Source organism: Naumannella halotolerans (genome assembly GCF_004364645.1).
In the GTDB taxonomy this organism is placed as follows: Bacteria; Actinomycetota; Actinomycetes; order Propionibacteriales; family Propionibacteriaceae; genus Naumannella; species Naumannella halotolerans.
The window spans coordinates 2095894-2119436 of the sequence record NZ_SOAW01000001.1 but is presented as its reverse complement, the minus strand read 5'-3'; the positions used below and the strand labels follow the sequence as shown (position 1 = coordinate 2119436).

Annotated in this window: 20 protein-coding genes and 2 pseudogenes; 15 read left to right on the top strand and 7 right to left on the bottom strand. The window is 69.4% G+C overall.

Going from position 1 to position 23543, the window contains the following annotated elements:
- Window positions 1-3 precede the first annotated feature (3 nt).
- The 7 genes from rplP to CLV29_RS09850 all read left to right on the top strand — a co-directional run bounded on the left by rplP (window position 4) and on the right by CLV29_RS09850 (window position 5383).
- Window positions 4-423, top strand: coding sequence for a 50S ribosomal protein L16 (gene rplP, locus CLV29_RS09880; protein ID WP_133754716.1), 420 nt, complete (start codon window positions 4-6; stop codon window positions 421-423).
- Entirely contained in the window at window positions 423-683 is a 261-nt protein-coding gene (gene rpmC / locus CLV29_RS09875; protein ID WP_133754715.1) for a 50S ribosomal protein L29, read from the top strand. The genes rplP and rpmC overlap by 1 nt, the downstream gene beginning before the upstream one ends.
- 2 nt (window positions 684-685) lie before the next feature.
- Window positions 686-970 (top strand): 30S ribosomal protein S17, encoded by a 285-nt coding sequence (rpsQ, locus tag CLV29_RS09870; protein ID WP_133754714.1) that lies wholly within the window; start codon window positions 686-688, stop codon window positions 968-970.
- Between the two features lie 176 nt (window positions 971-1146).
- The gene (locus CLV29_RS09865) at window positions 1147-1884 is read left to right on the top strand and encodes a FadR/GntR family transcriptional regulator (protein ID WP_133754713.1); all 738 of its coding nucleotides are present in this window, start codon (window positions 1147-1149) and stop codon (window positions 1882-1884) included.
- Window positions 1885-2112: 228 nt separating this feature from the next.
- Window positions 2113-2898 (top strand): sugar phosphate isomerase/epimerase family protein, encoded by a 786-nt coding sequence (locus tag CLV29_RS09860; protein WP_133754712.1) that lies wholly within the window; start codon window positions 2113-2115, stop codon window positions 2896-2898.
- A complete protein-coding gene (locus CLV29_RS09855) occupies window positions 2895-3659 on the top strand; it encodes an SDR family NAD(P)-dependent oxidoreductase (RefSeq protein WP_133754711.1) in 765 nt (254 codons plus the stop codon). Before CLV29_RS09860 ends, CLV29_RS09855 begins: the two co-directional genes overlap by 4 nt.
- Entirely contained in the window at window positions 3656-5383 is a 1728-nt protein-coding gene (locus tag CLV29_RS09850; RefSeq protein ID WP_133754710.1) for a D-apionate lactonase family protein, read from the top strand. The genes CLV29_RS09855 and CLV29_RS09850 overlap by 4 nt, the downstream gene beginning before the upstream one ends.
- Here the strand turns inward: CLV29_RS09850 and CLV29_RS09845 are convergent.
- From CLV29_RS09845 to cobA, 5 genes and pseudogenes are all read right to left on the bottom strand, one after another.
- Window positions 5371-6612, bottom strand: coding sequence for an amidohydrolase (locus tag CLV29_RS09845; RefSeq protein WP_133754709.1), 1242 nt, complete (start codon window positions 6610-6612; stop codon window positions 5371-5373). The genes CLV29_RS09850 and CLV29_RS09845 overlap by 13 nt on opposite strands.
- A 101-nt stretch (window positions 6613-6713) precedes the next feature.
- On the bottom strand, window positions 6714-8417 hold the full coding sequence (locus tag CLV29_RS09840) for a long-chain-fatty-acid--CoA ligase (RefSeq protein ID WP_133754708.1): 1704 nt from the start codon (window positions 8415-8417) through the stop codon (window positions 6714-6716).
- The gene (locus tag CLV29_RS17045; protein WP_279586465.1) at window positions 8414-9187 is read right to left on the bottom strand and encodes a uroporphyrinogen-III synthase; all 774 of its coding nucleotides are present in this window, start codon (window positions 9185-9187) and stop codon (window positions 8414-8416) included. Before CLV29_RS17045 ends, CLV29_RS09840 begins: the two co-directional genes overlap by 4 nt.
- A pseudogene (locus tag CLV29_RS17220) lies at window positions 9187-9462 on the bottom strand (uroporphyrinogen-III synthase); the annotation flags it as partial. The pseudogene CLV29_RS17220 and the gene CLV29_RS17045, both read right to left, overlap by 1 nt.
- Window positions 9463-9656: 194 nt before the next feature.
- A complete protein-coding gene (cobA, locus tag CLV29_RS16850) occupies window positions 9657-10523 on the bottom strand; it encodes a uroporphyrinogen-III C-methyltransferase (RefSeq protein WP_243831821.1) in 867 nt (288 codons plus the stop codon).
- Between the two features lie 24 nt (window positions 10524-10547).
- Between cobA and CLV29_RS16475 the strand changes: the two genes are divergently transcribed.
- The 8 genes and pseudogenes from CLV29_RS16475 to glpX all read left to right on the top strand — a co-directional run bounded on the left by CLV29_RS16475 (window position 10548) and on the right by glpX (window position 21455).
- Entirely contained in the window at window positions 10548-11411 is an 864-nt protein-coding gene (locus CLV29_RS16475; protein ID WP_243831820.1) for a CbiX/SirB N-terminal domain-containing protein, read from the top strand.
- A gap of 138 nt (window positions 11412-11549) precedes the next feature.
- Window positions 11550-12380 (top strand): MFS transporter, encoded by an 831-nt coding sequence (locus CLV29_RS16845; RefSeq protein ID WP_243831819.1) that lies wholly within the window; start codon window positions 11550-11552, stop codon window positions 12378-12380.
- Window positions 12377-12943: an MFS transporter gene (locus tag CLV29_RS16840; protein ID WP_243831818.1), complete on the top strand. Its 567-nt coding sequence runs from the start codon at window positions 12377-12379 to the stop codon at window positions 12941-12943. The genes CLV29_RS16845 and CLV29_RS16840 overlap by 4 nt, the downstream gene beginning before the upstream one ends.
- Window positions 12944-12955: 12 nt before the next feature.
- A pseudogene (locus CLV29_RS09815) lies at window positions 12956-15066 on the top strand (molybdopterin oxidoreductase family protein).
- Complete coding sequence (locus CLV29_RS09810; protein ID WP_133754706.1) at window positions 15066-16646, top strand: NAD(P)/FAD-dependent oxidoreductase; 1581 nt, start codon at window positions 15066-15068, stop codon at window positions 16644-16646. Before CLV29_RS09815 ends, CLV29_RS09810 begins: the two are co-directional and overlap by 1 nt.
- Before the next feature lie 99 nt (window positions 16647-16745).
- Window positions 16746-18758, top strand: a complete 2013-nt coding sequence (locus tag CLV29_RS09805) for a dynamin family protein (protein ID WP_133754705.1) — start codon at window positions 16746-16748, stop codon at window positions 18756-18758.
- Complete coding sequence (locus CLV29_RS09800; protein WP_133754704.1) at window positions 18758-20392, top strand: GTPase family protein; 1635 nt, start codon at window positions 18758-18760, stop codon at window positions 20390-20392. The genes CLV29_RS09805 and CLV29_RS09800 overlap by 1 nt, the downstream gene beginning before the upstream one ends.
- 79 nt (window positions 20393-20471) lie before the next feature.
- Window positions 20472-21455 carry a class II fructose-bisphosphatase gene (glpX, locus tag CLV29_RS09795; protein ID WP_208292830.1) on the top strand — a complete coding sequence of 328 codons (984 nt, stop codon included), beginning with the start codon at window positions 20472-20474 and terminating at the stop codon, window positions 21453-21455.
- A gap of 49 nt (window positions 21456-21504) precedes the next feature.
- Here glpX and CLV29_RS09790 read toward each other — a convergent pair whose 3' ends face one another.
- Both CLV29_RS09790 and CLV29_RS09785 read right to left on the bottom strand, forming a co-directional pair.
- Complete coding sequence (locus CLV29_RS09790; protein ID WP_133754703.1) at window positions 21505-22446, bottom strand: TauD/TfdA dioxygenase family protein; 942 nt, start codon at window positions 22444-22446, stop codon at window positions 21505-21507.
- Between the two features lie 131 nt (window positions 22447-22577).
- Window positions 22578-23492 (bottom strand): LysR family transcriptional regulator, encoded by a 915-nt coding sequence (locus CLV29_RS09785; RefSeq protein WP_133754702.1) that lies wholly within the window; start codon window positions 23490-23492, stop codon window positions 22578-22580.
- Window positions 23493-23543: the final 51 nt, after the last annotated feature.

Below are 23543 nucleotides of genomic sequence, written 5' to 3'. Positions count from 1 at the left end.
CACATGCTGATCCCTCGCAGGGTGAAGTACCGCAAGCAGCACCACCCGAAGCGTCGCGGCATGGCCAAGGGCGGCACCGAGCTGGCCTTCGGTGACTACGGCATCCAGGCACTGGAAGCCGCCTACGTCACCAACCGGCAGATCGAGTCCGCTCGTATCGCCATGACCCGTCATATCAAGCGTGGCGGCAAGGTGTGGATCAACATCTACCCCGACCGTCCGCTGACGAAGAAGCCCGCTGAGACCCGCATGGGTTCGGGCAAGGGCTCACCGGAATGGTGGGTCGCCAACGTGAAGCCGGGACGAGTTCTGTTCGAGCTCTCCGGTGTGGATGAGAACGTTGCCCGTGAGGCCATGCGGCTCGCCATCCACAAGCTGCCGATGAAGGCGCGGTTCATCTCGCGCGAAGGAGGCGACGCCTGATGGCTGAGTCACTTGTTGCCGCCGATCTGCGCGGCCTGAGCCGGGAGTCGCTGAACTCCAAGGTGGGCGAGCTGAAGGAGGAGCTGTTCACGCTCCGCTTCGCCGCTGCCACCGGCCAGCTGGAATCGCATGGCCGGCTTCGCGAGGTGCGCAAGGACATCGCGCGCATCTACACCGTGCTGCAGGAGCGCAATCTGGGCATCGTTGCCGAGCCCGAGATTGACGCCGAGGCAGAGTCCACCACCACGAAGAAGGCATGACCATGAGCGAAGCGACGACTGAGGCCACGTCGACCGAGCGCACCGCTCGCAAGGTGCGTACCGGTTACGTGGTCAGCGACAAGATGGACAAGACCATCGTGGTTGCCGTGGAGGACCGGAAGAAGCACGCCCTGTACGGCAAGGTGATGCGGAAGACGGTTCGTCTGAAGGCCCACGACGAGAACAACGAGGCCGGGATCGGCGACCGCGTGCGGATCGTCGAGACCCGTCCGCTGTCGGCCACCAAGCGCTGGCGGTTGCTGGACATCCGCGAGAAGGCCAAGTGATCGATCGGCCCACCCGCTGAACGAACGGCCCCGGTACGTGAGTACCGGGGCCGTTCGTCGTTCCCGGGCCGGTGCGTGAGCGGGCCCCTGGCACCGGGTCTGTGCTCGGACCGGCTCCCCGGGGTGGGTTCGGCGGTCGATGTGTGGCGGTCTGGACGGCGCGATAATTTGGCGCCATGCCTGCCTATCCACCGGACCGGTCCAGCGAGCTGATCGATTCGCTCCACGCGATACCGACGGGCAGTCCGGTCTCGGAGGTCGCCCAGAGCCTGCTGAAACTTTTCACCACCGGTTCCATCCCGCCCGGCACGAGGCTTCCTCCCGAACGCCAGCTCGCGGCATCGTTGAACGTCGGGCGTTCGGCGGTACGCGAGGCGCTGGCCGCGTTGGAGCTACTGGGGATCGTAGACGTCCGACCCGGTTCGGGCACCTATCTGCGTGGCTCGGCCAGTGAACTGTTGCCGCAGAGCCTGCGGTGGGGGTTGCTGATCGGCGGGGAGAGCACCCAGGAACTGCTGGAGCTGCGTGCCGGTCTGGAGACCTATGCAGCCCGGCTGGCCGCCGAACGGGCGGATGAGGACGGACAGGCCGAATTGGCCGAACTGGTGGCTCGGATGGACCGGCAGGTCGCCGAGGATCTCGCTGCGTTCTCGGCCACCGACCAGGAGTTCCACCAGCGCCTCGCGGTGGCTGCGCGGAACAGCGTGCTGCTCGACCTGTTGCATGTGACCCGTTCGCTGCTGCGCGTCTATGCCGACCGGGCAGTGCAGGATCGACCGGGGGCGGAGCGAGCGGTCGCCGAGCACCGGGCGATCCTGGACGCCGTCGCCCGCCGGGATCCGGACCAGGCTGCGCGGGCCATGACCGCGCACATGCGTACCGCCACCAAGAGATTGCGGGGAGAGGCCGGTTGATCTGCGGCTCCCGAACCGCGGGGTCGCTGCAGCCGAACCGTTGACCCGGCCAACCGGTTGACCTATTCTGGGCCGGTCGGCTGGGACGTTCAAAGGGGAGCCAATGGTGGCAGGTGCGCAGGGTCGGACGGCCGGGTACAGATGGCGCGGGTCGGCCCCCGCCGGGACTGAGCGGTCGGGACGCCGAGCCTTCGGGCGGTTCCTGCTTCGGGCAGCCGGTGGCAGCCGATGATCGGACTCAGCACCTACGCCTACTTCTGGCAGATGTCGGATCGGGTGGAGGCACCGATCGGCCTGCGGGAGGCCTTCGAGGATACCCGCGCCCAGGGCGTCGAGCTGTTCCAGATCTGTGATCATCGGGGTCTGCTCGCCTACGACCGGAACCAGTTGGCCGAACTCGCCGCCATCGCCCGTGATCTGGAACTCACCGTAGAACTGGGCACCCGCGGAGTGCAGATCGAGCACCTGCAGCGCCACCTGGAGATCGCCGAAATGTTCGGCGCCACCCTGCTGCGGAGCATGATCACACCCGATGTCGATCGTGATCGGTCGCGGGAGAGCCTGCGGCAGGTGCTGCCCGACTTCGAGCGCGCCGGCGTCAGCCTGGCCCTGGAGACCTATGAGCAGATCGGCACCGCCGACCTCGTCGGGCTGGTCACCGAGCTGGACAGCTCCCACCTGGGGATCTGCCTCGACCCGGCGAACGTGGTGGCCCGGTTGGAGAACCCGAAACAGTGCGTGGAGACCGTCGGCCAGACCGCGATCAACGTTCATGTGAAGGATTTCGCCTTCGACCGGCAGCCTGGCTGGGTGGGTTTCACCTACTCGGGGGCGGCCATGGGTTCGGGGCTGCACGACTACCGACATCTGCTCACACAGGTACGTCCGCGCGAGCGTGGGGTGAACGAGATCGTCGAGCACTGGCTGCCGTGGCAGGAGACACCCGAGCAGACCGTCCGGGCCGAGCGTGCATGGACCCGCACCACCATCGACTACCTGAAGGGAATCGCATGAGCCAGCAGGGTTCGCTGATCGGCCGGATCGCACTGGTGACCGGATCGGGCAGCGGCATCGGCAAAGCCGTCGCCGAACGGTTCGCCATCGAGGGGGCGCGGGTGATCATCGCCGACCGGGATGCGACCGCTGCCCGGGAGACCGCCGAGCGGATCGGGGACTCCGCCCGGGCGGTGGTGATGGACATCGCCGATGAACAATCCGTCGTCGACGCGTTCGCCGAGCTCACCGCCGCCGATCTTGCACCGAATGTGGTCGTGGCCAATGCCGGTGTCCAGCTGTTCGGTTCCGATGCGCCGATCGCCGACCTCGAGCTGGACACCTGGCGCCGGACGATCGACGTCAACCTGACCGGGACCTTCCTGACGGTGAAACATGCGGTGCGTTCGATGCTCACCACCGGTGGCGGTTCGATCATCCTCACCGGCAGCCCGACCGGGATCAACGGCGAAGGCAGGGACTTCACCGCCTACAGCTCGTCCAAGGCCGGGATCCACGGCCTGGGACGTGCGGTCGCCGCCGCCTACGCCGAGCAGAACATCCGGGTGAACACCGTGGTCCCCGGATACACCGAGACCCCCTTGGTGACGGCCATCAGCTCCGATCGTGAGGCCCGCGCGGCGATCACCTCCCGGATCCCGCTGGGCAGGCCGGGGACACCGGCAGACGTCTGTGGCGCGATGGTCTTCCTGGCCGGTGATGACGCGGCATTCGCCACCGGCGCGCTGTTCACCGTCGACGGTGGGATGACCACCTTGTGAGCGCCACGGTGCCGGGCGCATGGGAGGCCGGGCGTGAGCATCGCAGGGTCTGCGTCCTCGGACCCTGGCAGCTCGAGCTGCGTGACGACGAACTCGCCGAGCTGACCCACCGGGGACGCCGGGTCCTGCGTGGGGTGCAAGCAGTCCTCCGGGATCCGGACTGGAACACGATCGACTGGACCGTCGACGGGATCGAACTGGGTGATCAGGAGCTGAGTATCAGCCTGCGGGTCGACCAGGCCGCCCGAGCCGACGCCGAGCTCCGCGTGCGCGCGAGTGACGATCGGCTGCTGGTCGATTTCGGACTGCGGGCCCGGCAGACGTTCTGGACCAACCGGGTCGGCATGGTGGTCCTGCATCCCCCCGAACTCAGCGGTACGCCACTGGCAGTCGATCACACCAAGGGGTCGCAGGAGCTGACGGCCTTCCCGTCGGCGATCAGTCCGCACCAACCGGCACTCGACATCACGGGTCTGACCTGGCGCGCCGGTGCGGGCCGGGTGCGCCTGGAGTTCAGCGGCGACATCTTCGAGATGGAGGACCAGCGGAACTGGACCGACGCGTCGTTCAAGACCTACAACCGGCCACTGGCCGCACCCTTCCCGTATCGGATCGAGGCCGGGGAACAGGTACGTCAGCGGCTCGTTATCCAGGTGAGCGAGCCGCCGCCGGACAACGACGGACCGGTGAGGATCGAGCCGGAGCCGATCACCCTCAGCGAGCTGACCGATCAGGCTCCGGCGATTGCGGTGGCCGCCTCGACCGCAGCCGATCCTGCCCCGGGTGGTGAACCGGTCAGCGGGATCCTGCTGAGCGAGTTGATAGTCGGTGCGCCGAACAGTCCGGCGGCCCTGCGGCGGGCAATGGCCACCGGTTGTGAGCTCGACCTGCGGGTGGTCATCGGCTCGGAGACGGTCAGTGAGCTGACCGAGCTGCTGAATCCACTGAACCCCGCTCGGGTGGTACGGATCGGCGCCTTCGATGCGCACACCCACCTGAGCACGGATTCGGCCGTCACCCTGCTGCGGACGGCACTCGATCGGCTGGGACTGTCGTCGATCCCGGTGATCGGCGGGGCCCGGTCCCACTTCACCGAGCTGAACCGGGGGCAGGATCGGCTCCCGCAGCAGTTGGCCGGTATCGGTTTCTCGATCACCCCGATGTTCCACAGCCGGAGCACGGTACAACTCGTCGAGTCACTGCCGATCCAACGGTTGGTGGCCGAACAGGCCCGTGGGATCGCCGCCGGTCGGCCGCTGCACATCGGCCCGATCACCCTGCGTCCGCGCTTCAACAACGTCGCCACCACCCAGGCAGGCGTACGGACCGGCAGCGACCTCAGCAGCGGCTACGGACCGTCGCAACCGGTCGACGACCGGCAGGACTCACCCGAACTCGCTGCCTGGACCATTGCCAGCGCAGCAGCACTGGCGGTGCCGACCGTGGAGTCCCTCACCTACTTCGAGGACTGGGGGCCGCAGGGAGTCCGTGATCATCGCGGCGACCGCCCCGTCGCCGCGGCCCTGCGCCGTCTGGGGACATTGCGCGGATCGCTGTCGGGTGGTCACAGCAGTGATCACCTGGTCTGGGTCCTGGCCGACCGTCGACGCCTGTTGGTGGCGAACCTCGACCAGGTGCCCCGGCGGGTGGTCCTGAGCGACCGAAGTACGAGGATCCCACTGCGCCTGGCCCCGGGGCAGTGGTGCGAACATCAGCGAGGCTGAGGCCCCAGGTGGCGCAGGATCGCAGTCATCCCGGCGCGTACCGCCGTGTCCAGGCTGAGCTCGATCGCATCCGGCCCGAAGTAGGGCGAGTGGTTGCCGTGGACCGGGTCGCCGGAGTCCAGATGTGCCGCGCTGTACCCGCCGAAGAACCAGTAGACGTAGGGCACGCCGAGACTGTCGCCGAAGAGCCCGAAGTCCTCCGACCCGGTGACCGGGTCGCGGACGATCACCTGCCCGGCACCGAGTTCGTCTTCCAGGGAACCGATCAGTCCGGTCGCCAGTTCGGGATCGTTGTAGCAGCGGGGGAAGTCGTACATCGTCTCGATCACCGGCTCCGGTGCCCCGGCGACGATCGCCTCACCGGTGATGATCCGGTCGATCGCGGCCAGCACGGTGGCCCGGATGTCCGGGTCGAAACTGCGGACGCTGATGGTGAACCACGCCTCCTCGGGGATGATGTTCTCCTTCAGTCCCCCGTGGAAGGACCCGATCGTCAGTACCGCCATCGCCGTGGCCGGGATCTCCCGGGAGACGACGGTCTGCAGGCGGGTGATCATCGCCGCGCCGAGCACGATCGGGTCGATCGAGTTCTCCGGTTGCGAACCGTGGGCCTGTTTGCCCCGGACGGTCACCCGCAGGGAATCGGCCATCGCCATCGCCGTGCCGACCGACACCTCCACCTGACCCGCCCGGCCGGGCCAGATGTGCTGGCCGTGGACGGCCTCCGGGCGGGGCACCCGCTGCCACAGGTCATCGGCGATCATCGCTCGGGCGCCGGCACCGGTCTCCTCCCCGGGCTGGAAGAGCATCACCACCGTGCCCGACCAGGCCTCGGGGTGTTGGCGTAACAGACGGGCGATCGCCAGCCCGGCGGTGATGTGGGAGTCGTGGCCACAACCGTGCATCACCTTGGTACCGGTTCCGTCGGGCAACACCCCCTCCGCGGTGGAGGCATAGGGCAAGCCGGTGCCCTCGTCGATCGGCAGACCATCGGTGTCGGCGCGGTAGGCCACCACCGGCCCGTCACCGTTCTCCAGGACGGCCACCACACCCGTACCGCCACAGCGGAAACTGTCGATCCCGTACCCGGTGAGGATCTCGGTGATCCTGGTGGCGGTGTTCACCTCCTGCATGGACAACTCCGGATGTTGGTGAAACCAGCGGTAGGTCTCCACCAGTGACGGCAGTTCGTCCTGCAGGGTGTCGGTGATCGCAGCGGGCAGGGTCATCGGGGGCCTCCGGTCGACGGTGGGCACGAGCGGGTCGCGCTGTCCTGACCAGATCCTAGTGATCGAAGTGATCCGCCCCGGTTGACGGGGTACGAAACCGATCAGGCGTCGGTGGTCTCGGCGAGCAGCTTGTCGCGTACCTCACGTCGCAACACCTTGCCGATCAAGGATTTCGGCAGTTCGTCGACGATCACCAGGCGACGCGGGACCTTGTACGGGGTGAGGATCCCGCGGGCGAAACCACGGACCTGTTCGGGGTCGACCTCACCGGCATCGGCAGCCACCACGATCGCTGCCACCACTTCCTCGCCGGAGTGGTCGCTGGGCATGCCGACGACCGCCGCGTCATCCACATCGGGGTGCTGGCGCAGGACGCTCTCGACCTCGCTCGGGGAGACGTTGAAACCGCCGGTGATGATCAACTCCTTGATCCGGTCGACGATCGAGACGAACCCGTCGGAGTCGATCTGTACGATGTCACCGGTACGGAACCAGTCGCCGACGAAGACCTCCTCGGTCTCCTCGGGCTTGCCGTAGTAGCCGCTGAAGACCTGCGGTCCACGGACCAGCAGCTCGCCCGGTTCCCCGGCGGGTACGTCGACGGTCGGATTCTCCGGATCGACCACCCGGCACTCGGTGCCCGGCAGCGGCAGGCCGACCGTACCGGCCTTTCGGTTGTCGGCCACCGGGTTGGCCATCAGCACCGGGGAGCACTCCGACAATCCGTAACCCTCCACCAGGTAGCCACCGGTGGCCTCCTCGAAGGGAATCACCAGCGACTGCTGCAACGGCATCGCACCGGAGATGGCGATCCCGGTCCCGGCCAGGGAGATGCCCTTCTCCTTCGAGGCACTCAGCAGCCGTTCGGCGATCGGCGGCACCAGGGGCAGGAAGGTCGCCGGGTGCTTCTCGGTCACCTTCAGCACCAGGTCGGGATCGAACTTCGGGAACAGCACCAACCGGGCACCCATCGACATCGCGAAGGTGAGGCACAGGGTGAGGCCGTAGGCATGGAACATGGGCAGCACCGCATAGACCACACAACCCCGGCCGCGCTGGATGGTCGGCGTCCAGGCCTGGGCCTGACGGGCATTGGCCAGCAGATTGCGATGGGTCAGCTTCGCACCCTTCGGGGCACCGGTGGTGCCCGAGGTGTACTGGATGATCGCAAGATCATCGGTGCCCGGGCGGGGATGATCATCGGGCAGCGGATCGCGGGCGAACACGGACTCCCAGACGATCGTGTTGGTCACCTTGCTGGTCAGTGCCTCCCGCGATTCACGGACCTTCGGCAAGGGAAGGCGCAGGGCCAATTGGGTGAGTCGGGGCATCCCCTTCACCACGTCGACACTGATCAGGCTGTGCACCCGCAGATCGGCCGGGAACTGTTGCACCGTGGCGACGACCTTGTTCCAGACGATGGCGGTCCGGGCACCGTGGTCCTCGAACTGCTTGCGCAGTTCCCGGGCGGTGTAGAGCGGGTTGTGTTCGATCGGTACCGCTCCCAGCCGGAGCACGGCGTAGAAGGCGACGATGTGCTGCGGGCAGTTCGGCAGCACGATCGCCACCGGGTCACCGGGTCCGACACCCAGCGCCTTCAACCCGGCCGCCGCGCGCATGATCATCTCCTGCAGCTGGCGGTAGCTGGTCTCCCGGCCGAAGAACTCCAGGGCCGGCGCGTCGGGGTAGTCCCGGGCCGACTCGGCGACGATGTCGGTGAGACAACCGCCGACCTCACCGAGATCGGTCGGTACGCCCTCGGCGTAGCTGGCGGTCCAGGGGCGCGGGGGATCGAAGTCGGTCACCGATCCAGACTATTCCGACTCGACCGAGGACTCACATCGCGACATCGGGGGAGATCTGGGTCACACCCCGATACGTCGATCCGGTAACCGCGTTTGATCACCGTCGCCAGCACCGAGGGGTCGGGCAGGCACTGGCGCAAGCGGCTGATCGCCACATCCACCGCATGGTCCTCGTTCTCCCCGGGCAGCGACTCGGCCAGTGTCGCCCGGGACACGGTCGACCCGCCTGCCTCCATCAGGGTACGGAACAGGGCCAGGGAGGTCGGGGTCAACTCGACCGTGCCGGTGTCCTGGATCACCAGCCGGCCGCGGAGCTCCACCGTGCCGGCGGAGGTCGACAGCCGGATCACCCGGCGCTCGGACAGGTTCTCGCAGACCAACCGGATCAGCGCCCCCATCCGGAACCGTTCGGGCATGATCGGCTCCACCCCGGCCTCGATCAACGGCGCCGCCGTCACCGGCCCGACCACCGCCGGGGTCACGGTGGATCGCATCGCCGCCAGCAGTTCGTCGCGTCGGGCGACATCGTCGGCGGCCTCCAGCAGGGCGTGCACCGCCGGCGGGCTGGTGAAGGTGACGGCATCCAGACCGCCGCCACAGATGGCCTCGACCAGTCGCTGGACCCGGGTGTCGTCCTGTCTGGTCCGCCAGAAGTAGGGGGCGACGGTGACCACCCGTGCACCGGCATAGCGCAACCGCTGCAGCTCGACCGCCCGCTGTCGCCGTGGAGCTGCACGGCCACGGTGGACCCGCGCAGATCCTCCCGACACACCAGATCGATCAACGAGGCGGTGGTCTCCCGCTCGCTCATTCCATGATCATCGAGACCGGCCGCGCGGACGGCACCGCGGGCCTTCGGTCCGCGGACCAGGATCCGGGAGGAGCTCAGGCAGGTCAGCAGTGGTTCACCCAGACCGGCGGCGTCGGCGACCTCGAACCAGCGACGCATCCCGTAGGAGGTGGTGGCCAGCAGGTGATCGGGGGCGGCGGCGATCACCTCCTCGGTGGAGGCCAGCACCTCACCGTCGTCGGCGACATCGGTCATCCGGATGGTCGGGGCGTGGAGCACCTCGGCACCGCGTCGTTCGAAGGCGGCGATCAGATCCTCGGCCCGCCGGTCGGCGGTCACACCGATCCGGAAACCGCGCAACTGGTCGGGGGCGAACCCGGTCGATGATGTGCGTCCGGGCCGATCGCATGTGCCCGGTCCGGGCGTTCCTGACATCGGAGTCCCAACGCTCAGCTCGGACCGAGTGCCTGCAGGACCGGGCCGAGCACCGTCTTGGTGTCGGGGTCAGTTTCGCACTGCGGGGCCGACCCCGAGACGTTTTCGGTCAGAGCGGCGACCACCGCCCCGATCACGATCACCGCCGGCGAGACAGGTGCGAACTCCGGTACCTGTGCACCGATCGCACCGATCGTGGAGACCAGCCGACGCTCGTCGGCGCTGAACCCGCGCTCGATGATCGCCACCGGGGTGTGATCGGACATGCCGTGACGGCGCAACCCGTCGAGCACCTGGTCCAAGGTGCCGACCCCCATCAGGACGACGATCGTCCCATCCAGCTGCGCGAGCTGCTGCAGTTCGTCCTCACCCAGTCCGGCATGGGCCGAGATCACCGTGAAGGCATGGGCCACACCGCGGTGGGTCACCGGGATCCCGGCGGCAGCGGGAACGGCGATGGCACTGGACACACCGGGTACGACCTCCACCGGTACGCCGGCCCGACGGCAGGTCAGGACCTCCTCACCGCCCCGGCCGAAGACGAACGGGTCGCCGCCCTTCAGCCGTACCACCCGCAATCCGCGCCGGGCCCGGTCCACCATCAGTCGTTCGATCTCCTCCTGCGGCATGGCGTGGTGGCCGGGACGTTTGCCGACGTCGATCAACTCGGCACCCGGAGCCAGGTCGAGCAGCGCCTCGCGCGGGCACAGTCGATCGTGCAGCACCACATCTGCCTCGCCGATCGCCCGGACCGCCCGGCCGGTCAGCAACCCGGGGTCACCGGGCCCGCCCCCGACCAGGCTCACCCAGCCCGCCGGGGTCGGCGGCAACGGCTCGGCGCCCTGGTCCCCGATGGCCGGATCTTCGCGGTCTCCAACCACGACCCGGCCACCGGGGCCGCGGTCATGTCCCGGGGGATCGTCGGTTCCCGAGCCGGCCGGGCGACCATCGCCTCGCCGCTGCACAAGGATGTCTTCGACCTCCAGACCGGGGAGTGCTACACCCGTCCGGGGGAGCTGCACCTGCCGACCTGGTGGGTACGAGAGGATGAGGGGGTGATCTTCGTGGCCCCTCGACCAGTACTGGTCGCTGCCTCGCACGGGACTGCCGACCCGGCCGGACAGCGCGCCGTCGCCGGACTGGTCGACGCGGTCCGTGCGGCCCGGCCGGAGCTGGTCGTCGAGCCGAGTTTCGTCGACGTCCAGGAGCCCGATGTCACCCGTACCCTGGCCGGGTTGCCGGACGAGGTCGGGGCCCGGATCGTGCCGTTGCTGCTCTCGGCCGGATTCCACGTCCACGTGGACCTGCAGCAGACCCGGCAGGCCACGCAGCGCCCGGTCACGGTGAGCGGGGCACTCGGCCCGGACCGGCGGTTGGCGCAACTGCTGCACCGACGGTTGCTGGAGGCCGGTTTCGACGCCGAGTCCACCGATCGGGTGGTGCTCGGTGCCGCCGGGTCCACCGATGCCTCGGCGGTACGCGACTGCCGACTGACCGCGGCGTACCTGGCCGAGCTCGTGCAGCGACCGGTCACCGCAGCCTTCCTGGCCCATGCCGAACCGGGCCTGGCAGCAGCCGTGCAGCAGGTCCGCGCGGAGGGCTCGGGGCGGGTCTTCGTCGCCACCTACCTGCTCGCCCCCGGTTTCTTCGCCGGCCGCGCGGCAGCCGCCGGCGCCGATGTCACCACCGAGCCCCTGTTGACCGCCGACGGCCCCGTACCACCCGAACTGGTCGAGATCGTCGGCGAACTCTACGACGGTCGCGACTGACCGCCCGACTGCTGCTCTCGATCGGCAGGCAGCACTCCTGATCACCCTCCCGGTACGGCGTCGACGCCGGCCCGATGAACCCGCGACCGCGTCGCCCATCCGCTCCCCGAGATCCTCGTCCGAGAACTGGAGTCAGCCATGAACGCCATACCCACGTTGCCCACCGAGACCCCTCAAGGCTCCGGGCTGGTCCGGCGCCGCGGCCGCTGGATCGACGGTTGGAACCCCGGGGACGCCGCACAGTGGGAAGGGCCCGGGCGGGCGATGGCCCGGCGGAACCTGCGCTGGTCGATCTTCGCCGAGTTCCTCGGCTTCGTCGTCTGGCAGTTGTGGTCGATCGTCGTCGTCTCCCTGCCGGCGGCCGGATTCGACTTCAGCACCTCCCAGATCTTCTGGCTGATCTCGATCCCCAGCCTGGTCGGGGCCACCCTGCGTTTCCCCTACACCTTCATGGTCGCGCGATTCGGTGGGCGCAACTGGACCATCGTCTCCGCCCTGCTGCTGCTGATCCCGACGATCGGGCTCTCGGTGGTGGTGAGCAATCCGGAGACGTCGTTCGCGACGATGCTGCTGGTCGCAGCCCTGGCCGGGCTCGGCGGCGGTAACTTCGCCTCCTCGATGGCCAACATCACCTACTTCTTCCCGCAGCGGGAGAAGGGCTGGGCGCTCGGGCTGAACGCGGCCGGTGGCAACCTCGGTGCCTCGGTGGCGCAGTTCGTCGTCCCGATCGCGGTCACCATCGGCGCTGCGGCAACGGTCAACCTGGGACTCGCCGGCATGATCTGGGTCCCACTGATCGTGATCGCCGCCCTCGGGGCAGCACTGCGGATGGACAACCTGTCGAACGCGAAGTCCGATTTCGCCGGGGCGATCGCAGCGGTCAAGGAGCCCCACCTGTGGGTGCTGGCCTTCCTCTACATCGGCACCTTCGGTTCGTTCATCGGGTTCGCCGGGGTCTTCCGAAGTTGATCGCCGACCAGTACCCCCACTTCTCCGCGCTGCACATCGGAACGGCCTCGGTGTCGCTGGCCTTCCTCGGTGCCCTGGTGGGTTCCCTCTCGCGACCCTACGGTGGCAGGCTCGCCGACCGCTTCGGCGGTGCCAAGATCACCATCGGTGCCTTCGCGGTGATGGCGCTGGTGGTGGTGACGGTCGTCGCCGTGCTGCCCTCCGCCTCCTTCTGGGTGTTCCTGGCCCTGTTCCTGGTGCTGTTCGCCGCCAGTGGGATCGGCAACGGTTCCACCTACCGGATGATCCCGACCGTCTTCGCCTGGCGCGGAGGAACCGCCGATGCCCACCGCAGCGCCGGTGACATCGGCTCGCAGCGCAAGGCCGCCGCGGCGCTCGGCATCATCTCCGCGATCGGCGCCTACGGCGGTTTCGTGATCCCGCAGGCACTGGGCCTGTCCAAGACCGCCACCGGCAGCTATCAGGCGGGTCTGCTCTGCTTCGTCGGCGCCTACGTGATCATGGCGGCGATCACCTACGGCGTCTACCTGCGGTCGGGCCGCCGTAGCGGCCTGGTCATCTGAACGGACGCGCCCATGGCCACCACCGCCAGTCACTGCCCCTACTGTGCCCTGCAATGCGCGATGTCCCTGCAGACCGGTGCCGACCTCCCGGAACAGCAAGTTGATCATCGGCCGCCGGTGGGCATCGGCAGTCGGGACTTCCCGACCAATCGGGGAGGGCTGTGCAAGAAGGGCTGGACCTCGGCGGAGTTGATCAACTCCGCCGGCCGGGTGACCACCCCGCTGCGGCGGGTCGGTTCCGAATTCGTACCGGTCGGCTGGGAACAGGCCCTGGACGACATCGCCGACCGACTACGAAGCATCGGTGAGCGTCACGGCAAGGACGCGGTGGGGGTCTTCGGCGGTGGCGGGCTGACGAACGAGAAGGCCTACCAGCTGGGCAAGTTCGCGCGCATCGCGCTCGGCACTTCCATGATCGACTACAACGGCCGGTTCTGCATGTCGAGTGCAGCCGCCGCCGGGAACCGGGCATTCGGCATCGACCGCGGGATGCCCTTCCCGGTCAGCGATCTCGACGGTGCGCAGACCATCTTGCTGGTGGGATCGAATGTCGCTGCCACGATGCCGCCGTTCATCGGTCACCTCGAGGGGACCCGCGAACGAAACGGTCTGATCGTGGTCGATCCGCGCCGCTCCGAGACCGCCCGGCTGACCGACGACGGCGGTGGTTTGCACCTGCAACCGGTGCCCGGAACCGATCTGGTGCTGCTGTTGGGGATCACCCACATCGTGCTCAACGAGAAGCTGTACGACGAGCACTACGTGCAGACCCGTACCGTCGGCTGGGAAGGGGTGCGGCGCTCGGTCGCGCAGTGGTGGCCGCAGCGGGTGCAGGAGGTGACCGGTGCGCCGACCGGTCAGCTGCGGGAGGTGGCCCACCGGCTGGCCGGCGGTCGGGGCACCTACATCCTGACCGGCCGGGGGATCGAACAGCATGTCGACGGCACCGACACGGTGACCGCGGCGATCAACCTGTCGTTGCTGCTCGGGCTCTGCGGCCGGCCCGGCTCCGGGTACGGCACCCTCACCGGACAGGGCAACGGCCAGGGCGGTCGCGAACACGGGCAGAAGGCCGACCAACTCCCCGGCTATCGCAAGATCACCGATCCCCAGGCACGGGCTCAGGTGGCCGCCGTCTGGGGTGTCGACCCCGACCGGTTGCCCGGGCCCGGGGTGCCGGCGACCGAACTGCTCGGCCGGCTCGGTGAGCAGATCAAGGCACTACTGGTCCATGGGTCGAATGTGGTGATCTCGGCCCCCGACGCCGGTGCGGTGGCCCGCCGTCTGGCCCAACTCGATCTGCTGGTCGTCTGCGACTTCTTCTGCTCCGAGACCGCTGCCCATGCCGACTACGTCCTGCCGGTCACCCAGTGGGCCGAGGAGGAGGGGACGATGACCAATCTCGAGGGCCGGGTGTTGCGCCGACGGCGGGCGATCGAACCACCGCAGGGGGTACGCAGCGAACTGTGGATCATGGCCGAACTGGCGCAGCGGTTGGCGGCCCCCGGGGTCTGGGACACCGAAGCTGCGGCGGTCTTCGACGAACTCGCCCGCGCCTCGGCCGGCGGCATCGCCGACTACTCCGGCCTGAGCCATGAGTTGCTGGACACCGAGGTCGAGGCCTACTGGCCGTACCCGAGCGGATCCGCGGGGACCCCGCGACTGTTCGCCGAGCGGTTCGCCCATCCCGACGGGCGCGCCGTGATGGTTCCGGTGCGTTCCCGGCGCCACGCGCCCCGGCCGGTGGCGACCGATGAGCTGACCCTGGTGACCGGGAGGCTGCTGGAGCACTACCAGTCCGGCGCCCAGACCCGTCGTGTGGAGGAACTGCGCAGCGCCCGCCCGCAGGCCGATCTGCAGATCGATCCGGCCACGGCACAGCGGCTGGGCATCGCCGAGGGGGACCGGGTGCGATCTCGAACCTCCGCGGTGAGGTCTTCGCCCGCGCCGAGTTGAGCACCGGGATCCGGATCGACACCGTCTTCCTGCCGTTTCATTTCGGAGGCAGACAGACGGCGAACGCCTTGACCGAGGCCGTGGTCGACCCGATCTCGGCGATGCCGGAGTTCAAACGGACCCAGGTGAGCGTCCGCCGCGCCGACCCGGTGGAGGTGCAGGGCTGATGCGTGTCGTGCTGGTGGGGTACGGGCCGGTCGGGGCCAGGTTCGTCGAGGAGGTGCTGCCGGCGGTCGAAACCGGGCGGATCGACCTGACGGTGGTCGGTGCCGAACCCGAGCAGGCCTACAACCGGGTACTGGTCTCGGAGTTCGCCGCGAACAAGGTGGACCGCCGGGCGCTGGACATCATCGACGCTGAAGCCGTTGCAGCAACCGGCGTCCGGGTGCTCACCGGTACGGCCGTCACCGCGATCGATCGGACAGCCCGCCGGCTGACACTCGGTGACGGGCAGTCCCTGGGTTACGACCGGCTGGTCCTGGCCACCGGGGCCCGGGCCCATGTGCCGGCGCTGGCCGGGTTGTCGCAGGTCGAAGCGTCGACCGATCCCGCCGTACCCGCCGACGATCGACAGGTACGGGGACTGCCCGCCGGGATCGTCGGGTTGCGCGATCTCGCCGATGCCGAGGTGGTCGCCCGGGCCGTCAGCGACCGCCGGCGGATCCTGGTCCTGGGTGGCGGGGTGCTCGGTACCGAGGCGGCGTTGGCGATGGCCGATCAGGGTGCGGAGGTGGTGCTGATCCACAGCGGGCCGGTGCCGATGGCCCGCAATCTCGATCATGGTGGCGGACAGGCCTTGGCCCGGGCGGCCCGACGGGCCGGGGTGATCATGCTCGGTGACTTCCGGGCCACCGGTGTGATCTGTGAGCCCGTACCGGGCGAGGGTGCGCGGTTCGGTGCCCTGCTCGGTGAGGACGGGGAGCGGATCCCCGGCGATCTGCTGGTGCTGTCGGCCGGTGTCCGGGCACGGGTGGGGCTGGCTGCGGCCGCCGGTCTGCCCACCGCCGCAGGGATACTGGTCGATCCGAGCCTGCGCAGTTGGGCCGATCGGTCGATCTTCGCCATCGGTGACTGTGCGCATGTGGCCACCGGCCGGGTGGGCGCCGGCGCCGAGTCCGTACCCGGCGGGCCGCGCGGCCTGATCGGCCCGGGATGGCGACAGGCCGAGTTCGTCGCCGCACAGCTGGTGGCCGAGGCCGGACGGGCCGGTGGGCCGGTGCTGCCCGAGACCGAGGAACGTCCGCCGGTGGTGATGTTGAAGGCCGACGGGGTGGATGTGCTGGCCGCCGGCCGGGTGATGGCCGATCCATGGGACAGCGGCAGCCATGCCCTCGGTTGCAGCGGTGGTGTCGAGGTCTCCCAATGGGTCGATCCGGCCCGGGGTGCCTACGTCAAGCTGGTCACCGTCGATGACGTGCTGGAGGGATTCGTCTGTGTCGGGATGCCCCGGGTCGGGGCCGAGCTGACCGTGCTCTACAACGGGCAGGCCGAACTGCCCACCGATCGCAGCGTTCTGCTGCGCCTCGACGCCCCCGCCCTCACCACCGGCGGGGCGGTCGACCGGTTCGCCCCCGAGGCGGTCGTCTGCTGGTGCAATGGGGTGGTCGTGAAGTCGATCATGGATGGTGTGGCTGCCGGGGACGACAGTGTCGAGTGCGTCGGGCGGCGGACCCGGGCCGGCACCGGCTGCGGCGGTTGCCGCGGCCGGATCGCCGAGCTGATCGGCAGGCAGGCCACCGTGGGATGAGCCGTGAGGAACCGTCGGGTGCAGCGGGCCGGCGAGGAATCACAGCGGCGCCGGCCGGGTGACCGGTCACCGTGAGCCGGGGTCGGGCAGGATGGCCTTGTGACCGAGCCAGAAGCACCGTTGCCGAGTGCGCGGGAGCAGCCCGCCCTGGAGCCGGCCGTACCGGCTGCCGCAGCGGTACGGCCCGGCCTGATCAGCGCCGTCGACCGTGCCCGCGGTCGGCTCGCCGCACTCGCGCTGCCGTTGGCCGGGGCCGGGGTCGACCAGGCCCGTCGGCAACGCCGATCGGTGATCGACCAGATCGACGACTATCTGCTGCCCCGGTTGCGGGCCGACGGTGCACCGTTGCTGGTGGTGGTCGGCGGGTCCACCGGAGCCGGTAAGTCGACTCTGGTGAACTCCCTGCTCGGGGCGCCGCTGACCACCCCGGGTGTGCTGCGCCCGACCACCCGCTCGCCGGTGCTGGTCTTCCACCCCGCCGATGCTCCGTGGTTCGCACCGGAACGGATCCTGCCCGGACTGCAACGGGTGCACACCCGTACCGTCTCGCCCGGTGCCGGAGCTGTCCCGGCACCGGACCGCGACGGCACCCGGACCGAGGACGTACGGTCCCTGCGGTTGGCCCCCTTCCCGGCCATGCCGCCCGGGCTGGCGCTGCTCGACGCACCCGACATCGACTCGGTGGAGACCGCCAACCGGGAACTCGCCGGGCAGTTGCTCGCCGCCGCCGACCTGTGGCTCTTCGTCACCACCGCCGCCCGCTACGCCGATGCCGTGCCGTGGGAACTGCTCGGTGACGCCGCCCGCCGACATGCCCAGATCGCGCTGGTCATCGATCGGGTCGATCCGGGCTCGGAACTGGCCGTGGTGGGCGACCTGCGGCGGATGATGGACGCCCACGACCTGGGCCCGGCGCCGTTGTTCTCGGTACCCGAGAGCGCACTCGACGACCAAGGTCTGCTGCCGGAACGGGCGGTCGCCGAGATCGCCGGCTGGCTGAGTGACCTCGGCGGTGATGCCGGTGCCCGGGACCAGGTCGCGCTCGCCACCCGCGACGGGGTGATCGGTGATCTCGCCGGATCCCTGCGGCAGCTCGCCAGTGCCGCCGATGAGCAGTACGCCTCGGCCGAGCGGTTGTTGCAGATCGTCGACAGCGCCTACGACGACGCCCGGGCGAAGGTGGTCGAGGCCACCGCCGACGGTGCCATGCTGCGCGGGGAGGTGCTGGCGCGGTGGCAGGACTTCGTCGGCGCGAGTGCTTTCATCCGCTCCATCGACCGCGGCGTCGGCCGGGTACGCGACGGTCTGCGTTCCTTCCTGCGCGGTGGTGAGCCGTCGGCCAGACCGGTCGAGCTGGCGATCGCCCACGGACTCGAAGCGGTGATGATCGACGCCCTGGAGAGTGCCCGGGAGCGGGTGCGTTCGGCCTGGCGCTCGGACCCCGCCGGGTCCGGTCTGCTGGTCGACGCCTCGGCGACCGCCGGGGTGACCGGGGTCAGTACCGCCGAACTCCGCTCCACCGTCGCCGAGCAGATCCGCGGTTGGCAGGCCGATGTGCTGGAGATCGTCAGCGAACAGGGTGCGGCCAAACGTGGCCTGGCTCGCGGTCTCAGCTTCGGTGTCAACGGCCTCGGTGTGGCCCTGATGTTGGTGGTCTTCGCCAGCACCGGCGGGCTGACCGGGGTGGAGGTCGGTATCGCCGGCGGTACGGCGCTCGCCGCGCAGAAACTGTTGGAGGCCGTCTTCGGTGATGATGCCGTGCGCCGCCTGGCCAAGGAGGCGGCCGAACGGCTGAACGCCCGGTTGCAGGCGGTGCTGGACGCCGATGCCGCGATCGCCCGTACCGCGGTCGCTGCGCTCGGGCTGACCGCAGTCGCCGGTGACGAACTGCGGCAGGCGGCCGACGCGCTCGAGGCCGCCGATGCCGACGAGCGGGCCGGTCGGCGTGCCCAGCTGCCCGCCGAAGGGGTGCAACGACCCGGCCCGGTGTTGCGCGGTGCGGGCCTGCGCGGACAGCCCGAACTCGAAGCACCGGTCTCGACCGAGGTGGTCGTCGCCGAGGAGGACGAACGCCCCGGATTCTGGAGACGGCTGTTCGGCGGGGGACGCTGATGCCGCGGACCAGCCTGGCCGACCGGGTCAGCGCGCTGCAGGAGGCGTTGACCGCTGCCGGTGACCGACTTCCCGAGCCGGTGCGCATCCGTGCCGGCGAGGTGCTGCAACGGGCGGGCGAACGTACCCACTTCTCCGCCGAGCACACCGTGGTCGCGCTGGCCGGTCAGACCGGTGCGGGCAAGTCGTCGGTGTTCAATGCCCTGGTCGGCGCCGAACTCGCCGCCACCAGCAGCAAACGCCCGACCACCGCCCACCCGATCGGTGTGGTCGCCGAGACCGCTGCCCTCGGCGCCGGCGCCGGGGACCTGCTGGACTGGCTGGGTGTCAGTGAGCGGCACGACCTCCAGGTCGACCGGGCCCATCCCGACGGGCTGGTGCTGCTGGACCTGCCCGACCACGACTCGGTGGTCGCCGACCACCGGCTCCGGGCCGACCATGTCACCGAACGTGCCGACCTGTTGATCTGGGTGACCAACCCGCAGAAGTACGCCGATGCCACCTTGCACACCCGTTATCTGCAGCGGCTGACCGGCCGCGACGAGGTGATCGTGGTGGTGCTGAACCAGCTCGATCGGCTGCAACCGGCCGAGCAGCGGGCCTGTCTGGACGATCTTCGGCGGCTGGTCGCCGCCGACGGCCTGCGGGCCACCGTGGTCGGTACCTCCGCGGTCACCGGGCAGGGGATCGAGGAACTGACCGAGCTGATCGCCCGGGCCGTGCGCCGGCGGGAGGCCGCCACCGCCCGACTGGTGGCCGAGGTACGGGCGGCAGCCGCGGCGATCGAGGCGGAACTGGCGGCACCGTCGACGGGTGGCGGTGAGCTCACCCGTTCCCGGGATCAGCTGCTGACCGCCATGGAACATGCAGCCGGTGTGCCGGCGGTGGTCGAGGCGGTCCGGGTCTCCAGCATCCGCGATGCGGTCGCGGCGACCGGCTGGCCACCGCTGCGCTGGGTGCAGAAGCTGCGGGCGGACCCGCTGGCGACGCTCGGTCTGCGACCTTCCCCGGACCAGGGGGCATCGACCACCGAGGACCTGGCTGAGCTGCGCCGTACCTCCCTGCCGACGGCCTCCCCGGCGGTCACCGCACAGATCGCGACGGCTGCCCGGGGTTACGTTGCGGCGGCCTCGGCCAGTCTGCCGCCGGCCCTCGGGGAACAGGTCAATGCCCGGGTCGTCGCCGCCACCGGGTCGGTCGCCGATGCGCTCGATTCCACCGTGGCCCGCTCGGTGCGGATCCGGCGGGCGCCCTGGTGGCCGGTGGCGGGTGCGTTCCAGTGGCTGTTCTTGGCCGTGGCGGTGCTCGGCGGGCTCTGGCTGGGTGGTCTGGCGCTGTTGGACTACCTGCGGTTCGACATCGGTGACGGCGCCCTGCCGCTGGTCCAGGTCGGTGAGTTCGGCATTCCCGTACCGACTCTGATGCTGGTGGGTGGGGTGCTGGCCGGTCTGTTGCTGGCCCTGATCAGCCGATGGTGCGCCGGGATCGGCGCCGCACGACGCGCCCGGCGGGTACGCCGCGAGCTGCGTCGAGGGGTCGAGGAGGTCGCCTCGCGGCTGCTGCTGGGTGAGGTGGAGACCGAGCTGACGGCACTGCAGACCGCACGCGCTGCGGCGGTCCGAGCCGCCCGCTGAGCGGTGGTCGCCGACCAGTAGCATGGGCGCTGGGTACGGAGGCGCCGTACCGCCCGCGATCCGACGGAGTGACCAGCTGATGTCCGAGACTGCCGACGTGTACCAGCACCCCGACCGCAACCTCGCCCTGGAGCTCGTCCGGGCGACCGAGGGAGCGGCGATCCGTGCCGTGCCGTTCATCGGCAAGGGGGACAAGAACGCTGCCGACGGTGCGGCGGTCGATGCCATGCGCAAGTTCCTCGCCACGGTCAACTTCCGCGGCACCGTGGTGATCGGCGAGGGGGAGAAGGACGAGGCCCCGATGCTGTACAACGGCGAGGTCGTCGGCAACGGCGAGGGCCCCGAATGTGACATCGCCGTGGACCCGATCGACGGCACCTCGCTGACCGCCGCCGGCCGGCCGAATGCGATCTCGATGATCGCCGCCTCCGACCGCGGGACCATGCTGGACGCTTCCTCGGTCTTCTACATGGACAAGCTGGTCTGCGGCGCCGCCGGGATCGGCGTGGTCGACATCCGGCAGCCGGTGGGGGAGAACCTGCGGGCGCTGGCCAAGGCCCTGGACAAACCGGTCGGGGAGCTGAAGGTGGCGATCCTGGACCGGCCGCGGCATGCGGGGCTGATCGCCCAGGTGCACGAGGCCGGTGCCGGGACCAGCCTGTTGCTCGACGGCGACGTCGCCGGCGGTATCGATGCCGCCAGCCGCGACGGCCAGTTCGACATGTGCCTGGGCATCGGCGGCAGCCCCGAGGGAGTGGCCACCGCCTGCGCGGTGAAGGCGCTGGGCGGATTGATCCAGACCGTGCTCGCGCCGAAGGACGACGAGGAGAAGCAGCACGGCATCGATGCCGGGCTGAAGTTCGACCACGTCTACACCGCCGACGAACTGGTCGGGGGCGACAACACCTTCTTCGTCGCCACCGGGGTGACCGACGGCAGCCTGGTCTCCGGGGTGCATCAGCTGGGCCCGATCATCCGTACCGAGAGCATCATCCTGCGCGGTCGCTCGGGCACCATCCGGCGGGTCAGCGCCGACCACCTGGTGGAGAAGTGGCTGGGCTGAGACAGGTACGGGTCCGGGCTCGGTGCCCGGACCCGCAGCCGATCCTCGCTCAGCTGATCAGTGAGTCCAGGCGGGCATAGACCGCCGAGTCGCCCTTCAGCATCACCGAGCGCTCGCCGCCGATCGAGACCGGGACGTCGCCGGAGACGGTGATCCGTCGCATCTCCCGCGGGCAGGTGTCGAAATCGGCCACCGCATAGTGCTGGGTGGCGCGGTTGTCCCACATCGCCACGTCGCCGGGCTGCCACTGCCAGCGGATGGTGTTCTCCAGCTTCTGGATCCGGTTCTGCAGCAGGTTGAACAGCTGCACCGACTCGGTGTGGTTGAAGCCCTCGAAGCCCTTCACGAAGTTGCCCAGCAACAGCGCCCGCTCGCCGGTCTCGGGGTGCACGTGGACGACCGGATGACGGGTCTCCAGCGGCGTCGCGGCGAAGTCGGCGCGGGAGTAGTTGGCGTCGGGTTCGTCATGCTCCTCGTCGCGCTGGGCGTAGTCGTAGGAGTTGGTGTGCACCGCCCACAGGTTGTCCACCAGGGCCTTCAGCGGCGCCGGCAGGGCGTCATAGGCGGCGACGGTGTTGGCCCAGACGGTGTTGCCGCCGTACTCGGGCAGGGTGACCGGCCGGAGCACGCTGATCGCCGGCACGCGATCGACGAAGGAGACGTCGGTGTGCCAGGCATTGGCCGCCATACCCCGGTTGGCGGTGACCCGCAGGACCTTCGCGCTGCCGGTGTTGACCGTCGGATGGGCGGTGGTGAGGGTGCCGAGCAGTTCGGCGAAGGTGGCGTGGGAATCGTCGTCGAGGTGATGCTGACCGCGGAAGAACACGACCTTGTGCTGCAGCAGGGCGGCACGGATCGCGGCGACCGTGGCCGGGTCCAGGTCACCGCTCAGGCGAACGCCGCTGAGGGATGCACCGATCCGGCCGTTCAGCTGCTGTACCGACAGGGTGTCACCGGTGGTGCGGGCGAGGGGTTCGCTGGTCAGGGTCATGCTGTCTCCTTCGGTGCCTCATCTCGAAATGCACGATACGACACTGAAGAGGTTAGGTTCCTAATTCGTTGTGAGGAGTGGATTCCAGGATGTGACCGAGACCAGTCTTCTGTTCCAGGTATAGACGCTATCTATAGTTCGCCGGACTGATCGGTCTCCACAGTGCCGTAGAACTCGCGCGCCAGGGTGAGCATCGTGCGTGACCGCGGGTCGAGCTGCCCGGCTCGCCAGATCAGCGAGACGCGGGCCAGCGAAGGCGGTGCCAGCCCGACCACGGTCGCTCCCTTCTCGATCGCCGTGGCGGCCATGCCCTCGGGCAGCAGTGCCGCACCGGCACCGGAGAGCACCAGGGGCACCAGGGCCGCGAGGTGGGCGGTCTCGATCTGCACCTGACCGGAGCGGTCGGCCAGATCCAGTCGCTGGTCCAGGTGGGTGCGCAGGGCGGTCCCGGTCGGGGTGGAGATCAGGCCGATCTCGGCCAGCTCCTCGATCGTCACCGGTGTCTCACTGTCGACCGACCGGGCGTGGTTCGGTGGCAGGACCGCCAGCAGTTCCAGATCGGCCAGGTACTGACTGGCGAACCGACCGGCCGGCGGTGGACCTTCCAACAGGCCGAGATCCACCCGGCCGGTACGTACCTGCTCCAGCACGTCGTCGCGATGTTCGGGATCGGAGACGCTCACCCGGACATTCGGCATCAACCGCCGGAACTCGGTGACCAGGGGCACCAGGGGTGTCAGCGCCCACAGGGTGCTGCCGATGATCCGCAGGGTGCCGAACTCGTCGTTGTCGACCGAGCGGACCGTGCTGGCGGCGATCTCGAAGGCACGCAGGGTACGCGCGGCCGGTTCCACCAGTGCCTCGCCGGCCGGCGTCAGCGCCACCCCGCGGCCGAGACGTTCGAACAACTGCGTGCCGAGTTCGGTCTCCAGGGCCCGGATGCTGTGGGACAACGAGGGCTGGGCGATCCGCAGATGGGCCGCCGCCCGGGTCAGGCTGCCGGCATGGGCGACCGCGAGGAAATGGGTCAGCTGGCGTCGGTCCACCGACCCAGCTTCTCACCCCGGCGGGTTCTCACCGGCGTGTTCTCACCCGGC

Excerpts from the sequence above, each read along its gene's own strand:
- rplP (WP_133754716.1), top strand. The coding sequence starts at position 4 with ATGCTGATCCCTCGCAGGGTGAAGTACCGCAAGCAGCACCACCCGAAG.
- rpmC (WP_133754715.1), top strand. The coding sequence starts at position 423 with ATGGCTGAGTCACTTGTTGCCGCCGATCTGCGCGGCCTGAGCCGGGAG.
- rpsQ (WP_133754714.1), top strand. The coding sequence starts at position 686 with ATGAGCGAAGCGACGACTGAGGCCACGTCGACCGAGCGCACCGCTCGC.
- CLV29_RS09865 (WP_133754713.1), top strand. The coding sequence starts at position 1,147 with ATGCCTGCCTATCCACCGGACCGGTCCAGCGAGCTGATCGATTCGCTC.
- CLV29_RS09860 (WP_133754712.1), top strand. The coding sequence starts at position 2,113 with ATGATCGGACTCAGCACCTACGCCTACTTCTGGCAGATGTCGGATCGG.
- CLV29_RS09855 (WP_133754711.1), top strand. The coding sequence starts at position 2,895 with ATGAGCCAGCAGGGTTCGCTGATCGGCCGGATCGCACTGGTGACCGGA.
- CLV29_RS09845 (WP_133754709.1), bottom strand. The coding sequence starts at position 6,612 with ATGACCCTGCCCGCTGCGATCACCGACACCCTGCAGGACGAACTGCCG.
- CLV29_RS16475 (WP_243831820.1), top strand. The coding sequence starts at position 10,548 with ATGTCCCGGGGGATCGTCGGTTCCCGAGCCGGCCGGGCGACCATCGCC.
- CLV29_RS16845 (WP_243831819.1), top strand. The coding sequence starts at position 11,550 with ATGAACGCCATACCCACGTTGCCCACCGAGACCCCTCAAGGCTCCGGG.
- CLV29_RS09810 (WP_133754706.1), top strand. The coding sequence starts at position 15,066 with ATGCGTGTCGTGCTGGTGGGGTACGGGCCGGTCGGGGCCAGGTTCGTC.
- CLV29_RS09800 (WP_133754704.1), top strand. The coding sequence starts at position 18,758 with ATGCCGCGGACCAGCCTGGCCGACCGGGTCAGCGCGCTGCAGGAGGCG.
- glpX (WP_208292830.1), top strand. The coding sequence starts at position 20,472 with ATGTCCGAGACTGCCGACGTGTACCAGCACCCCGACCGCAACCTCGCC.
- CLV29_RS09790 (WP_133754703.1), bottom strand. The coding sequence starts at position 22,446 with ATGACCCTGACCAGCGAACCCCTCGCCCGCACCACCGGTGACACCCTG.